Below are 15048 nucleotides of genomic sequence, written 5' to 3' on the forward strand. Positions count from 1 at the left end.
GCGTTCACTTCGCGGCCGGCCGCGCGAAAAACGCGTCGATCTCTTCCAGCGTCTTGCCGCGCGTCTCCGGCAGCAGGAAGGCCGATGCGAGGAAATACACGACCGTGCACGCGGCGCCGAAGAAGAAGATCGTGGAATAGCCGTGGCGGCCGACGGTCGGCAGGAACACGGCTGCGATCGACGTCGACACGAACTGGTTGATCAGCAGCGCGATACTCATGCCGTTCGAGCGGATCCGCGTCGGCATCAGCTCGGACAACGCGAGCCACACGCACACACCCGGCCCGACGGCGAAGCTGGCGACGAACAGGCAGATCGCCACGGCGACGAGCCAACCGTGGCCGGCCGTCGGCAGCGGGCCGAGGCGCGCCGTCTCGATGGCGAGCGGCGCGGTGGCCGCCGCGGCCGGATCGGGGAACGGATTCGCATGCAGGCGGCGGAACGCGGCGCCGATCACGCTGTCCGGCTGCACGGTGTCGGCACGCCGCGCGTCCAGGCGCGGCAGCGCGGGATCGTCGCTGCGGATGCTCGCCACGTTCGTGAACGGGCCATAGGCGTAGGCGACCGTCAGTACCTGCGGCGGGCCGGCCGGGTCGGCGCCCAGCGCGCGCAAGGTCGGTGCGTCGAGGCGCAGCGACAGGCCGTCGCCGCGCGCCTGCGCCGTCACCTTCGCGCTCACGTCGCGCTGTTGCGTCTCGTTGGCGCGGAACAGCAGGCCGACGGCCAGCAGCGCGACGACGATCCCCGCCGTGCCCACCATCAGCAGGAAGCGGCGGCCCTTGCGGTCGACGAGCAGCACGGCGACGATGGTCATCAGGGCGTTCAGCACTTTCAGCAGCACGTCCGCCAGGTTGGCGCTGGCGCCGGACAGGCCGGCGCGGTTCAGGATGTTGACGACATAGGCCAGCACGGAATTGATGCCGGTCGCCTGGTTGCAGGCGAGGATCAGGCAGGCCAGGAGGAACGGCAGCACGTAGCGGCGCGACAGCAGCGGGTCCGTGGCCCGCGCCGTGCGCGTCGGTATGGCCTCGCGCTGGCCGCGCTGCGCGAGCCAGCGGGGCGATTCGGCCAGCAGCAGGCAGCCCAGTGTGAACACGATCCCCGGCGTGAGACACATCCAGAAGATGCCGCGCCACGCGTGGTCCTTGGCGGCCAGCACGGCGGCGGCGCGGGCCGCTTCCGGGACCGCCGCCGCGGCATCCGTCGCGATCTGCACGCTGCGCGCCTGCACGAGCCCGATCAGCGCCGCCGCGACGAGGCCCACGGTGAGCAGCAACTGGAACAGTGCGGCGCCGCGCCCGCGCCGGTCGGCCGGCAGGCATTCGGCAAGGTATAGCGGCACGATCACGCCGATGAGGCCTCCGCTCACGCCCTGCAGCAGGCGGCCGCACAGCAACGGGACATAGCCGTCCGCGAGGGCGATCAAGGGGATGCTGGCGACGAACAGCGCGCCCGCGACGACCATCGCGGGGCGGCGTCCGATGACGTCGGCGAGGAGACCGGCGAACAACGACGACAGCACGGAGCCGAGCAGCACGGCCGCCACGACGAACGAGAGCTGCTGGGCGTTGAGCTTCCACGCCAGTGCGGCCGTCGACTCCAGGTAAGGCAGCGCGCCCGCGATGATGCCGACGTCGATGCCGTACAACAGCCCGCCCATGCCGGCGATGAACAGGAGGTAGCGGGTGGACCAGGCGGGGGATCGCGTAAAAGCTGCTGTCATGTCGTCTCCTTGGTGTGCTTTTTTATCGTGGTATGGCTTCGCCCTCGACGACGACCGTAACCGGCCGCAGGTCCGCATCCAGGACGACGAGGTCCGCCCAGGCGCCGGGCACGATGCGGCCGCGCGCCGGCTCGCCGAGGTAATCGGCGGGGTATTCCGACAGGCGGCGCGACGCGTCGGCCACATCCAGGCCGATGGCGACGAGGTTGCGCAGCGCCTGGTCCATCGTCAGCGCACTGCCGGCCAGCGAGCCGGTGGCAAGGCGCACGCACCCCACGCATTTATAAACGCGCTGGCTGCCCAGCGCGTACTCTCCGTCCGGCATGCCGGTGGCGGCCGTGGCATCCGTCACGCCGTACAGCTTCGGGATGGCGCGCAAGGCCGCGTGGATGGCACCGGGCGCCACGTGTTCGAGGTCGGGGATGATCTCGGCGTATTCCGCATGGGCGAGCGCGGCGCCCGCGATGCCCGGCGCGCGGTGCGCGAAGCCGCTCATGCCGTTGAACAGGTGCGTGAATCCGGCCGCGCCGGCCGCGAGCGCGGCCACGCCATCCGCGTACGTGCCGGCGCTGTGGCCCAGCTGGACGCGGATGCCCAGCGCCGCCAGTTGCGGAATCAGTTCCAGGTGGCCGGGAATTTCCGGCGCCAGGGTCAGCGCGCGGACGGGCGCCAGAGCATGCCAGGCGCGGATCAGGTCGAGGCTGGCGGGCAGCGTCTCGGGCGGCTGGGCACCCAGCTTGTGCGGACTGATGAACGGGCCTTCCAGGTGCACGCCGAGCATGCGCGCCGCGCCGGCCGGCCGCGTGGCGATGACGGGGCCGAGGCTTTCCAGAGCACGGCGGATGGCAGCCGGATGCGCCGTCATCGTCGTGCCCAGCATGGACGTGGTGCCGTGGCGGGCGTGCGCCCGCGCGACCGTCGCGCCGGCCGACCCGCCCTGCATGATGTCCACGCCCGCCGCGCCGTGCACGTGCAGGTCGACGAAGCCGGGCAGGATCAGTGGACCGCCTGCGCAAGCCGTATCGGCCTCGATGGCCCCGATCCGCTCCCCGAAGGTGAGGCGGCCGGCGATCCAGCCGTCGGGAGTGAGGATCCGGCCCGTGAGCATGCTAGTTCGCGATGAGCAGTTCGATGCCCAGCTTCTGGAGCCCGTCGCGGTATTCGGCGCTGATGCCGGCATCCGTGATGACGGTGTGGATGCAGTCCAGCTGCGCGATCCGGTGCAGGCTCACGCGGCCGAACTTCGAGGCATCCGTGAGGACGATGATGCGCTTGGCCCGCTCGACCATCTTGCGGTTCAGACTCGCTTCGGCCTCGTTGTGCGTGGTGACGCCGAACTGCATGTCCAGGCCGTCGACGCCGAGGAACAACTTGTCGAAGTTGTAGACCTGCAGGCAGGCCTCGGCCTGGCTGCCCTGGAACGACAGCGACTGCTTGCGCAGCAGGCCGCCCGTCAGGATCAGGTCGACGCCGGGCGACTCCGCCAGCTCCCAGGCGATGTTGAGTCCATTCGTCGCCACCGTCACGTCCTGGGCGTCGCGCAGGTGGCGTGCCAGCGAGATCGTCGTCGTGCCGGAGTCGATGACGATGTTGTCGCCCGGTTCGACGAGCGACGCGGCGAAGGCGCCGATGCGCTCTTTTTCTTCATGGTGCAACGCATCCTTCTGGCGGATGCTCTGCTCCGGCGGCGGCGTGCGCACGAGGACCGCGCCGCCGTGGCTGCGCGTGACCAGCCCCTGGCTCTCCAGCGCGGACAGGTCGGTGCGGATGGTGACGGCGGAGACGGCGAGCTGGTCGACGAGGTCGGTCACCTGGACCGAGCCCTGGCGGGCGAGCGTTTGCAGGATCGATTCGCGGCGTTGGCTGGTGTTTCGCATGGTCGCGTGCAGGCAGGCAGTGTGAAAACGCCGAGCTTAACAGATCGCGGCGGCGCTGCCGACGGGCTGCGCCGTGTTGCGCGTACACGCCCTCATGTACTGCGACAGCACGCGCCCGATCTTGTGCTCGACCAGTGCGCGCGGCGCCGGATCCAGGCCGCCGTCCACGACGTCCGCGTACTGCTCCGGCAGGTGCTGGCTCAGCAGGGGCAGCGGGATAGTCGTCGCTTCCAGGTTGGCATACAGCGTCTCCAGCGCCGCCGCGACGGGCGGCTCGCCCCAGTAATAGCGGCACCGGTCCGACAGCGCATAGCGGCGCAGGATGCGTTGATCGTCGCTGCTGCCGCGGTAGTGCTTGCGCCAGTGGTCGGGTTTCGCCAGCATCACGTCGTCCAGCACGCGCATCAGGCGCGATGCGTGGCCGACCGGCACCAGTTCATCCTCGATATGGCACAGCGCCAGCAGCGCTTCGCGCAATGCGAACGTGGCGGCCGGGCCCACTTTCAGGATGGCGAAGTGGTCGCGCACCATGTCGTGCAGGGCCGGCTCGCGCTGGTAGTCCGTGGAATGCGCTTCGAACACGAGGCCCGGATGACCGGCAATGAAGTCGGACAGCGAGGCCGCGCGGGCAGCGTCGTAGTGCTGGACGCGGCTCGTGTCGAAGTCGACGCCGGGCTGCACGACCATCGCGACGACGCGGCGCCAGGCCGCATGCAGCCCGGCGTGGAGGAACGCGCGGCAATGCACATCGAGGGTGCGCTTTGCCGCGGCCGGTGCCGTCGGTGCGCCCGCATCGTCGAGGTCCGCCTCGCCGCCGGGAATCGGCACTTCCGTCCCGATCACGTAGACGGGCGGCGGCAGGCCGGCCGCTTGTGTGGCATCCTCCGCAACGCGTGCAAGCCGCGCCGAGCGCTGTGCCACGATCTCGTCGGGCAACAGGGGCGGATCGTCAGCACAGCGCATGCTGCAATCGAGGTGGATCTTGTGGAAGCCCGCGCCGGCGTACGCGGCGATCAGCGTCTCCGCATGGGCCATCGCGGTCGCGGCGTCCAGACCCTGCCACGCGTTGGGACCGAGATGGTCGCCGCCCAGCACGAGCCGCCCGGGCGGGAAGGCCAGGTCGCGCGCGAGGTCGAGGACGTAGTCGCGGTAGACGGCGGGCGTCATCCCGGTGTAACCGCCGAACTGGTCGACCTGGTTCGACGTCGCTTCCACGAGCAGCAGGGAATCGTGGTCGAGCGCGACGCGCATGGCGGCACGCAATACGGCCGGGTGGCTGCAGCAGATGCTGGCCAGGCCGACCCGTTCGCCGCGGCGGTGCGCCTGGATGACTTGCTGGATGGGTGACGTCATGGTTCGCTGTCGTTGAGTTGCTGGCGCAGCAGCAGCGCCGCGCCGCGGGCGCCGCCGGCATCGCCGAAGCGTGGGGGCAGGATGGGCGGCGCCTGGACGCCGCGCAGGAGGTGGGACTGGACGGCGTCGGGCAGGCGCTCGTACAAGTGCGGCAGGTTCGAGAGGCCGCCGCCCAGCACGATAGCATGCGGGTCGAACGCGAGCACGATGCCGGCCATCGCTTGGCCGAGCAGGTCGAGGTGGGTGTCCAGCGTGCGCGCGGCGAGCGCGTCGCCCGCATTCGCGCGGGCGGCCAGCGCCAGCGGTTCCGCGCCGTCGCCGCCGAAGTGGCGGTGCAGCGTGCTCATGCCGGGCCCCGATACATAGCGCTCCGTGCAGCCGGCCTTGCCGCAGGGGCAGTCCAGCGCCGCCAGGCCGTGGCGCGCCAGCAGCGATGCGGAGACGGACCAGTGGCCCCATTCGCCGGCGATGCCGTTGCGGCCGCGCAGCAGCTTCCCCCCCGCGCAATAGCCACCGCCGGCGCCGGTGCCGAGGATGGCGCCGAACATCGTCGGCGAGCCGTCCGCCGCGCCGCCCGCGGCTTCACACAGCGCGAAGCACTGGCAGTCGTTGCCGAATACGACGGGGCGGTCGAGCATGTGCTCCAGCAGCTTGCGCGCCTGGCGGCCATTCAGCGCCGGGACGTTCGTGCTCAGCTGGCGGCCGCTGAACGTATCCGTGATGCCGGGCAGGCCGATGCCGACCGGGGCGCGGGCACCCAACACCGCGTCGCCGTTGCGCACGAGCGTGTGAATCGCCTGCGAGAACGCCATGATGTCGTGGCCTGGCGTGGCCACGCGCTCACGGTGGACTTCGCGCAGGGCGGCGTCGAACGAAACGAGTTCGATCTTCGTGCCGCCGATGTCGATGCCGTGGCAGCCGTCAGGCAGCGTGGTCATGGATGGTCACTCCCTGGACGACGCGGTTGACGATCCCGCCGGCGAACGGATTGTCGGGGCGCAGGTTCAAGCGCACGGATTGCTGCAGCGCATACTGCTGCGCCATCATGAGCCACAGCGGCGCGAGCCATGCGTCCGGCCACGCTGGCGCTTCGGCGGCAAAATCGCCGCACTGGCCCACCGTCAGCACGTCGGCGGCGATGCCGTCGCGGCGCAGTTCGGCCAGCAGGTCGTCGTCGTAGCGGCGCGCCAGCGGCTTCGTGCTCGCGAACAGGATCACTTGCGACGTCTCGTCCAGTACGGATTTCGGACCGTGGCGGAAGCCCAGCGGCGACTCGGCCAGGGCGAGGATGCGGCCGCCCGTCAGCTCGAGGATCTTCAGCGCCGCTTCTTTAGCCAGTGCTTCGAGCGGGCCGCTGCCCAGGTAGACGACGCGCTGCGCCGGCCGCTGCGCCAGGCGTGCGACGGACGCGGACCAGTCGGCGAGGGCGCGTTCGCCCAGGTGCGCGAGACGGTCGAGGCGCCCGGCGGCATCCGCGCCGCGCGAGAGGACGCACAAGGCGGCCAGCAGCATGCTGGTGAAGCTGCTGGTCATCGCGAAGCCGCGGTCGCAGCTCGCGGGCGGCATCAGCAGCACGCAGGCCGCGGGATCGCCGGCGGCCTGCGTCGCCAGGCTGCCGGCCGCGTTGCAGGTGATATGCAGGAAGCGCGCGCCGGGGACGACACTGCGCACGAGGTTGACGGCCGCCAGGCTCTCCGGGCTCTCGCCGCTGCGCGCGAACGACACCAGCAACGTGGGCGCGGCCGGGTCCAGATACAGTTCGTGGTGCGTAAGGAGGCTCGTGGTGGCGAGCGCGCGTACGTCGGCCGCACACCCGGCATCCAGTTGGGCCGCGGCGATCTCGCCGACATAGGCCGAGCTGCCGGCGCCCGTCAGGATCACGCGCTGGCGCGGGTCGTCCAGGCAAGGGCCCAGGAAGTCCGCGACGCGCTGGCCCTCCGCGGCGAGGACGCCGGCGAGGGCGCGCCAGACGGCGGGCTGCTGGACGATCTCCTCCGCGGTTGCAAGGCCGCCGAGGTCGCGCCAGGACTGCGCGTCGCGTTCGAGAAGGGTGGTCATCGTCATATTCGAAAGGTTCGGATAGGGCAAGATTAGAGCTTATTTTTCGAAATGTCAAACACGAAAGATAAATCGAAAGCAAAGTAGTCGTGTTTCGGTATTTTCCCGTATATGTCTTCGATGTCTGCGATGCTAGTGTCCCACTTTTGCGACATAGCGAAAGTTAGCGCGCTGAATACTCTTTAAAACGAAAGAAAAAATCGCGTGAAAACCGGTGATATCGCTATCTTTTCGCCCGTTCGACGACTTTTTGTTGACCCCGTTTGTTTTTGTTTCTACATTAAGAAAAACAAAAACGTAAATCGACAACCATTATGACCATGAGACCTTTTCGTTTTACTCCTGTCGCTGCCTTACTCGCCCTGACCTGGACGGCCGCCGTTGGCGCCGCCCCGTTGGGCCACCTGAAATCCATCAGCGCCGCCGCCGACGGCCATACATGGGACATCGTGACGGACCGCGGCGCCCGTGTGCAGGTGGGCCTCCCGCGCCCGGACGTGCTGCACATCCAGGCCAGCCCGACCGCGCAACTGACGGGGCCGGGCGACAAGGCAGCGCCCATCGTCGTCGGCACGCCTGACAACCAGACCTACGCGCTGGACGAGCATCCCGACCATATCATGCTGAAGACGGCGGCCCTGATGCTCCGCATCGACCGCAAGCCGCTGCGCTTCTCCCTGTACCGTGCCGGCGAGGCGGCGCCGCTGTGGCGCGAATTGCAGCCGCTCGACATCGATGCGAAGCAGGCCATCCAGGTGCTGTCGACGGATGCGGCAGAGCGCTTCTACGGCGGCGGCCAGCAGAACGGGCGCTACGAATTCAAGGGGCGCGAGCTGGCTGTGTCGTATTCGGGCGGCTGGGAAGAGGGCGATCGCCCGAACCCGGCGCCGTTCCTGCTCAGTTCCAAGGGCTGGGCGATGCTGCGCAATACGTGGTCGGACGGCAGCTACGACCTGCGCAGCGACGACCAGATCGCGCTGCAGCATGCGGAAGGCCGCTTCGACGCCTATTATTTCGTGGCACCGGACTTGCGCGGCGCGCTCGCCGGCTACACCGCATGGACGGGCCGCGCGCGCCTGCTGCCGCGCTGGGCGCTGGAATTCGGCGATGCCGACTGCTACAACGACGGCGACAACGTCAAGAAGCCGGGCACGGTGCCGCAAGGATGGAGCGACGGCCCGACCGGCAAGACGCCGGACGTGGTCGACAGCGTCGCGAAACGCTACCGCGAGCACGACATGCCGGGCGGCTGGATCCTGCCGAACGACGGCTACGGCTGCGGCTACACGAATTTGCCGGAGACGGTGAAGGGGCTCGCCGGATACGGATTCCGCACGGGCCTGTGGACGGAAAATGGCGTCGACAAGATCGCGTGGGAAGTCGGTACGGCCGGCACGCGCGTGCAAAAGCTCGACGTCGCGTGGACCGGCAAGGGCTACCAATTCTCGCTCGACGCGAACCAGGCTGCGTACGACGGCATCTTGAAGAATTCCGACAGCCGCCCCTTCATCTGGACGGTCATGGGCTGGGCCGGCACGCAGCGCTATGCCGTCGCGTGGACGGGCGACCAGAGCGCGAGCTGGGACTACATCCGCTGGCATGTGCCCACGCTGATCGGTTCCGGCCTCTCCGGCCAGGCGTATGCGACCGGCGACGTGGACGCCATTTTCGGCGGGAGCCCGGAGACGTACACCCGCGACCTGCAGTGGAAGAGCTTCACGCCCGTGCTGATGGGGATGTCCGGCTGGTCGGCGGCCGAGCGCAAGCATCCATGGTGGTTCGACGAGCCTTACCGCGACATCAACCGGCGCTACCTGAAACTCAAGCTGCGCCTGACGCCCTACATGTACACGCTGGCGCGCGAGGCCGAGGACAGCGGTGCACCGCTCGTACGCGGCCTGATGTGGGACTACCCGCGCGACCCCGCCGCGTGGACGGAGAAGTACAAATACCAGTTCATGCTGGGCCGCGACGTGCTGGTGGCGCCCGTCTACCGCAGCCAGGCGGCGAGCGGCGGCTGGCGCAAGGGCATCCACCTGCCGCAGGGGACGTGGCTCGATTACTGGGACGGCCACCAGGCGACGGCCGGTGCCGATGGGCGCGACGTCGACCTGCGGGTCACGCTGGACAAGCTGCCCGTGTTCGTGCGTGCCGGTTCGATCCTCCCGATGTACCCGGAAGTGCTGTACGACGGTCAGAAACCGAAGGACCGTGTGACGTTCGACGTCTATCCGGTGTCCGGGGACTCCAGCTTCACGTTGTACGAAGACGACGGCAACACGCGCCGTTACCAGCAGGGCGCATCGAGCCGCCAGACGATCCGCATGCATGCCGCCGGCGCGGATACGGCGGTCGAGATCGGCGCGGTTGACGGGACCTACGCCGGCCAGGAAGCGCGGCGCGGCTACAGCCTGCGCATGCTGGCCGCGAAGGCGCCCGAGACGGTGCAGGCCGAAGGCCGCACGCTGCCGGTCCGGTCCAGCCTCGCCGCGCTCGATGCGGCCGACGACGGCTGGTTCTTCGACGCGGCCGACCGCCGCGGGACCCTGCACGTGAAGACGGCGGCGCGCGACATCCGCTCGGCACTGCGCATCGATGTTCGCGGCGCGCTGGCGGCGCGGCCCGACGATCCCTTCCCAGCCGCACCGGAAACGGGCCGCGCGGTTCCTGCCGACGCCATCGTCGTCGTCAACCGCCCGGCGGAAGAACCGGGCCATGGCCTGGAGCGCGCGTTCGACGGCAAGCCGGACACGTGGTTCCGTACCGTTCGCAGCCAGGCCGTGCGCAGCGGCCCGCACGAATGGGTGCTGGGCTTCGCCGAGCGGCGTCTCGTCGACGGCATCGAGGTCGCGCCGCGCAATGACCCGCACTGGAAGAACGGCCAGGTGCGCGATTATGAAGTCTATGTCGGCGACAGCAACGGCGACTGGGGCGCACCGGTCGCACACGGACGCCTCCAACTGGCGCAAGGCACGCAGACGATCGCTTTCCCGGCAACGGCCGGCCGGTTGCTGCGCTTCCGCGTGCTGAGCGTGCACAACCCGGACGGCGACGGGGCCAGCGCGCTCGACCCGATGGTGACGGCGGCCCAGGGACCCGCGCTAGCCAAGGCGTACGACGCGGCGCTGCCGGCCGACGTCCCGCCGATCGCGGTGTCGGAATTTCACATCCTCGAACACCGCCGCGCCGACGGTCCCGACACGATGGTCTACCTGTCCGACCTCGCACTGCCGAAGTCGGCCGCGCGCGACAGGCCTGCGGGCAAGGAGGCCGAACTGCGCATGAACGGCTTGAGGTTCCGCAAGGGTGTAGGTGTCGGACCCGCGAGCCGTGTCGACTTCAGGCTGGAGGGCGACTGGGACCTCCTGCGGGCCGACCTCGGCGTCGACGACAGCTGCCGGGGCAACGGCGGCCTGCAGTTCCAGGTCTGGAGCGGATCGAAACTTTTGTACGACAGCGGGCTCGTGACGCCGCCGGCCGTCGTGAAACCCGAGATAGACGTGCGCGGCCTGCATGAACTGAGCCTCCGAACGCTGGGCGCGCAGGGCAGGAGTCCCGGCAAGGTCTGCGCCAACTGGGCCAACGCGCGCCTGACGGGCAGTCCGGGCGCCACGGTCACACCGCGCTGACGCCACCGCAACCACCACCACTACTACAAGCAAGCGAGCAGTCCCTGTCCCGGACGGGGAGGGACTGCTGTATCCATCGAAAAGGGAGATGAGCATGAACAACAAGCGCCTCACACTGCGGCACGACGCCATCCGGCACGCCACCGCCATCCTGATCGCCCTGGCCGCGAGCGGCGGCCAGGCCTGGGCGCAGTCGAACGCCACCACGACGATCTTCGGCGAGGTGCGCGGGCCGGCGGGGACAAGCGTCGTCATCGAGAACCTGGCGACCGGCGTCCAGCGCACCGTGAGTCCGGATGCGGCCGGACGGTACGCGGCCACGTCGATGCCGCCGGGCCGCTACGCCGTGAAGGTGGTGCGCGGCGGTGCCGTCGAGGCGAGCCGCGAGGTGGAGGCGGTCGTCGGCTCCGGTGTCGAAGCCAGCTTCGGCGACGGCGGCATGCAGACCGTGGTGGTGGCGGCGACCCGCTCGTTCATCGACGTGTCCAACACGAACAACGGCGTCGTCTTCACCGCGAAGGAATTGAAGGCGCTGCCCGTGGCGAACGACGTTGCGTCCGTCGTCCAGCTGACGCCGGGCGTGAACCGCGGAACGAACAGCCAGTATGGCAATGCGCCGCAGATCTCGGGTTCGGGCCAGTCGGAAAACGCGTTCTACGTGAACGGCTTCCCCGTCACGAACATCCTCACGCAGGTGGGCGCGTCCGAGCTGCCGTTCGGCGCCATCGCCAACATGCAGGTACTGTCGGGCGGCTATGGCGCGGAGTTCGGACGGTCGACGGGCGGCGTCATCAACATCACGACGAAAAGCGGCGGGAACAGGTTCGAATTTGGCGGGAAGCTGCAATACCTGCCAGCCCGCCTGCGTGCGGCGCCCGAGAACACGTATTATCCGCAGACCGGCGCCAATCCGGACACGGACGGCAAACTGCTGTACTGGAACCACGACAACACGACGCGCACCCGCGTCGCGGGCCTGTACGGCGGCGGTCCACTCATCCGCAACAAGCTGTTCGCGTTCGTCGCGCTGGAACGCACGATCACCGACAGCGAGAGCGTCGGCGCCGCGAGCAGCGCGGGCACGACATCGCGCACCGGCTGGAGCACGTCGCACTCGACGGTCAACCGCTACCTGGCCAAGCTCGATTACAACCTGACGGACGATCACCACTTCGAATACACGAAAGTGTTTGACCGCACGGTGGGCCGCAGCCAGGCCTACGGCTTCGATTACGCGACCCTGACGCGCGATGGCAAGCCGGGCGGCGCCGGCCAGGAGACGATCAACTGCTGCGGCGCGGCCGCCGCGCCCGGCGCGAACGCCGACATCGTCAAATACACGGGCTATCTGCGCGACGACCTCACGGTGACGGCGCTGTACGGCGACTCGCGCACGACCCACCGGCGCATCCCGGACGGCTACGATCCGTCACTGGCCCAGACGTCGTCGACCGTGTCCACGCAGGTGCCGGGCCTCGTCTACAACAACCCGCAGACTGTGACGGGCAGCTTGGTCGACCCGGCGACGGAAGACCGCCAGAAAGGCTTGCGCCTGGACGTCGAGTACAAGCTGGGCAACCACGGACTGCGCGCCGGTATCGACCGCATCGAAGTGGAATCCCTCGTGGGCCAGACGCTGGCGGGCGGCTATCGCTGGACGTACCGCAAGGCCAGCGATCCGAACCGCGCCATCAACGGCGCGTTCGAGACCCCGGCCCAGGGCGGCGGCTACGGCCTCCAGGGCTATTACGTCAGCAAGGACATCAACACGAACCTGGCGCGCCCGACGAGCGTGCAGTCGGCGCAATACCTCCAGGACCACTGGCAGGTCGCGGAGCGTGTGCTGCTCGACCTGGGCGTGCGCCGCGAGCAGTTCACGAACTATACGACGAGCGGCGATGCGTTCATCTCGCAGCGGAACATGATCGCGCCGCGTTTCGGTGCCACATGGGACGTGAAGGGCGACAGTTCGCTGAAGGTGTTTGCCAACGCGGGCCGCTACCACCTGCCGGTGCCCTCCAACCTGTCCAGCAACATGGCGAGCCCGCTGCTGTCGACCAGCCAGTTCTACACCTATACGGGCGTCGACCCGGCTACTGGTGCACCGACCGGGCTGCATCCGATCAGCAATGCCTACTCGGCCAACAACTTCTACGGCAAGGGCCGCGATGCGCGCGAGGTGACGGCGGTCGGCCTGAAACCACTGTCGCAGGACGAGTTCTCGCTGGGGTTCGAGCAGGCGTTGACCCGCCAGCTGGTCGTCGGCGGTAACCTGCTGTACCGCCGCCTGAACGACACGAACGACGACACGTGCGACCAGCGTCCAATCGACGCCTGGGCGGCCCGCAACAACGTCGACGCCAGCCACTGGGGCGGCTTTCAGTGCACGATCATGAATCCGGGCCGCGACAACAGCCTCATGATCGACTTCAACGACGGCCGTGGCCTGCGCCGCGTCGACATCGCGGCGGCCGAGTGGGGCAACCCATTGCCGGAGCGCCGGTACAAGGCATTGACCGTCTTCCTCGAACACCCGTTCAGCAACGGGTGGTACGGCAAGGTCACGTACACGCTGTCCGCACTGAAGGGGAATATGGAAGGCCAGACGGATACGATCGGCGGTGGCGACGTGGCGCTCACCGTCAGCGACGACCATAAAGAGCTGATGTACAACGCGTACGGCTACCTGCCGAGCGACCACCGCCACCAGATCAAGGCCTATGGCTTCGCGCAGTTGCTGCCGGAACTGACGGTGGGCGCGAACCTGGCGCTGGTCTCCGGCGCGCCACGCAACTGCATCGGTGCGCTGCCCGACGACCTGCGCTTCGACGGCGACTACGGCGATGCCTACTTCTACTGCAACAGCCAGCCCGCACCGCGCGGCAGCCAGGGCCGCCTGCCGTGGCAGGTGCAGCTCGACCTGAACGCCGCCTGGAGTCCCGCGCGTCTGAAAGGTCTGATCCTGCGCGTGGACGTGTTCAACGTGCTCGATCGCCAGACCGTCACGCGCTACAACGAGACGCGCGAGGAGGCCGGTGCCATCAACCGTCACTACCTCGAGGTGGCCGGCCGCGCATCGCCGCGCGCCGTGCGCCTGACAGCCGAATACAACTTTTAACCCCGATGAAGGAGTCGACGATGAAACGAAGAAGCCTCATGCTGTTCAGCCTCGCGCTGCTGGGCGCGTCCACCGTACCCGGCCTGGCAAGCGCCGCGGATTACCGTGTCGCACTCGCGGGCAACGCGTTCGTCACCCAGGCGCCCGCGCACGCGAAGGAAGAGATCACGGATGCCGGCCTCGCCAACTGGACGAGCCCCGCGACCGTCACGAGCATCTGGTTCCGCATGGACGCTCCCGGCAGCGCGGCGCTGGCCCTGGACGCGCGCCTGGCCGGCAGCAGCACGAGCCGGATCCGCGCGACGGTGGCGGGCCGCGACTATGATGTGGCGCTGTCCGGGACGGACACGAAGACCTATGCCATCGGCACGATCAACATCCCGGCCGCAGGCTATGTCCGTGTGGACCTGAAGGGCGTGAACAAGGACGGCGGCTATTTCGGCGACGTGTCCGCGCTGCGCGTGTCGACCGACGTCCCGCTGCACTACGCGAACGACGCCGACAATTACTACTGGTCGCGACGGGGCCCGTCTGTCCACCTGGGCTTCAAGGTGCCGGCGAACACGGAATACTTCTACACGGAGTTGACGGTGCCGCCGGGCCAGGACAAGGTCGGCTCCTATTACATGGCCAACGGTTTCAACGGCGGCTATTTCGGCATCCAGGTGAATGGCCCGCACGAGCGCCGTGTGCTGTTTTCCATCTGGGATGCGGACAGCGGCGCGAAGACGACGCTCGTGAACAAGGGACCGGACGTCGTCGACAACGGATTCGGTGGCGAAGGGACGGGCGGCCAGTCCTACCTGATCTATGACTGGAAGGCCGGCCACACGTACCGCTTCCTCACGCGCGTCCGGCCGGACGGCGCCGGCAACACGGACTTCAGCGCGTGGTTCCTGGCGCCGGAAGGCGGGGGCAAGTGGCGCCTGATCGCGACGTGGAAGCGCCCGCAGACGACCACGTACCATGCCGGCGTGTACTCGTTCCTCGAAAGCTTCATCGACACGAACGGCTACCTGGGACGCAGCGCGCGCTACGGCAACCAGTGGGCGCGCGACACGGCCGGTCGCTGGACCGAGATCACGGCTGCGCGCTTCACGGGTGATGCAACGGCCGCCAACAAGCAGCGCATGGACTTCGCGGGCGGCGTCGACAGCGGCATGTTCTATCTGAAGAATGGCGGCTTCTTCGCGGACTATGTGAACATCAACCAGACGTTCAACCGTCCCGCCACAGGGACGACGCCGGCAGTGGACGTCAACGCGCTGCCGCAATAATTGGTGAGGATTG

At 68.5% G+C, this 15048-nt stretch carries 9 protein-coding genes; 3 read left to right on the top strand and 6 right to left on the bottom strand.

Annotated features, from left to right (window positions below):
- Positions 1-4 precede the first annotated feature (4 nt).
- Genes P0M04_RS25045 through P0M04_RS25070 form a run of 6 tightly spaced genes read right to left on the bottom strand, consistent with a single transcriptional unit; the run spans position 5 to position 7011 of the window.
- Complete coding sequence (locus P0M04_RS25045) at positions 5-1723, bottom strand: MFS transporter (RefSeq protein WP_259452238.1); 1719 nt, start codon at positions 1721-1723, stop codon at positions 5-7.
- A 22-nt stretch (positions 1724-1745) separates the two neighbouring features.
- Entirely contained in the window at positions 1746-2831 is a 1086-nt protein-coding gene (locus P0M04_RS25050) for an N-acetylglucosamine-6-phosphate deacetylase (protein WP_259452239.1), read from the bottom strand.
- A 1-nt stretch (position 2832) separates the two neighbouring features.
- The gene (locus P0M04_RS25055; RefSeq protein WP_259452240.1) at positions 2833-3600 is read right to left on the bottom strand and encodes a DeoR family transcriptional regulator; all 768 of its coding nucleotides are present in this window, start codon (positions 3598-3600) and stop codon (positions 2833-2835) included.
- Between the two features lie 36 nt (positions 3601-3636).
- Positions 3637-4953, bottom strand: a complete 1317-nt coding sequence (locus P0M04_RS25060) for a D-tagatose-bisphosphate aldolase, class II, non-catalytic subunit (protein WP_259452241.1) — start codon at positions 4951-4953, stop codon at positions 3637-3639.
- Positions 4950-5891, bottom strand: coding sequence for an ROK family protein (locus tag P0M04_RS25065; protein WP_259452242.1), 942 nt, complete (start codon positions 5889-5891; stop codon positions 4950-4952). The genes P0M04_RS25060 and P0M04_RS25065 overlap by 4 nt, the downstream gene beginning before the upstream one ends.
- Positions 5875-7011: an SIS domain-containing protein gene (locus P0M04_RS25070; protein WP_259452243.1), complete on the bottom strand. Its 1137-nt coding sequence runs from the start codon at positions 7009-7011 to the stop codon at positions 5875-5877. The genes P0M04_RS25065 and P0M04_RS25070 overlap by 17 nt, the downstream gene beginning before the upstream one ends.
- Before the next feature lie 320 nt (positions 7012-7331).
- Between P0M04_RS25070 and P0M04_RS25075 the strand changes: the two genes are divergently transcribed.
- From P0M04_RS25075 to P0M04_RS25085, 3 genes are all read left to right on the top strand, one after another.
- The gene (locus P0M04_RS25075; protein WP_259452244.1) at positions 7332-10640 is read left to right on the top strand and encodes a TIM-barrel domain-containing protein; all 3309 of its coding nucleotides are present in this window, start codon (positions 7332-7334) and stop codon (positions 10638-10640) included.
- Positions 10641-10734: 94 nt separating this feature from the next.
- Positions 10735-13758 (top strand): TonB-dependent receptor, encoded by a 3024-nt coding sequence (locus P0M04_RS25080; protein WP_259452245.1) that lies wholly within the window; start codon positions 10735-10737, stop codon positions 13756-13758.
- A gap of 20 nt (positions 13759-13778) precedes the next feature.
- The gene (locus P0M04_RS25085) at positions 13779-15035 is read left to right on the top strand and encodes a DUF3472 domain-containing protein (RefSeq protein ID WP_259452246.1); all 1257 of its coding nucleotides are present in this window, start codon (positions 13779-13781) and stop codon (positions 15033-15035) included.
- Positions 15036-15048: the final 13 nt, after the last annotated feature.

Source organism: Telluria mixta, from assembly GCF_029223865.1.
GTDB lineage: Bacteria > Pseudomonadota > Gammaproteobacteria > Burkholderiales > Burkholderiaceae_D > Telluria > Telluria mixta.

What these genes read in the sequence shown, in the direction of transcription:
- P0M04_RS25050 (WP_259452239.1), bottom strand. Translation starts at nt 2,831, where the DNA reads ATGCTCACGGGCCGGATCCTCACTCCCGACGGCTGGATCGCCGGCCGC.
- P0M04_RS25055 (WP_259452240.1), bottom strand. Translation starts at nt 3,600, where the DNA reads ATGCGAAACACCAGCCAACGCCGCGAATCGATCCTGCAAACGCTCGCC.
- P0M04_RS25070 (WP_259452243.1), bottom strand. Translation starts at nt 7,011, where the DNA reads ATGACCACCCTTCTCGAACGCGACGCGCAGTCCTGGCGCGACCTCGGC.
- P0M04_RS25060 (WP_259452241.1), bottom strand. Translation starts at nt 4,953, where the DNA reads ATGACGTCACCCATCCAGCAAGTCATCCAGGCGCACCGCCGCGGCGAA.
- P0M04_RS25080 (WP_259452245.1), top strand. Translation starts at nt 10,735, where the DNA reads ATGAACAACAAGCGCCTCACACTGCGGCACGACGCCATCCGGCACGCC.
- P0M04_RS25065 (WP_259452242.1), bottom strand. Translation starts at nt 5,891, where the DNA reads ATGACCACGCTGCCTGACGGCTGCCACGGCATCGACATCGGCGGCACG.
- P0M04_RS25045 (WP_259452238.1), bottom strand. Translation starts at nt 1,723, where the DNA reads ATGACAGCAGCTTTTACGCGATCCCCCGCCTGGTCCACCCGCTACCTC.
- P0M04_RS25085 (WP_259452246.1), top strand. Translation starts at nt 13,779, where the DNA reads ATGAAACGAAGAAGCCTCATGCTGTTCAGCCTCGCGCTGCTGGGCGCG.
- P0M04_RS25075 (WP_259452244.1), top strand. Translation starts at nt 7,332, where the DNA reads ATGAGACCTTTTCGTTTTACTCCTGTCGCTGCCTTACTCGCCCTGACC.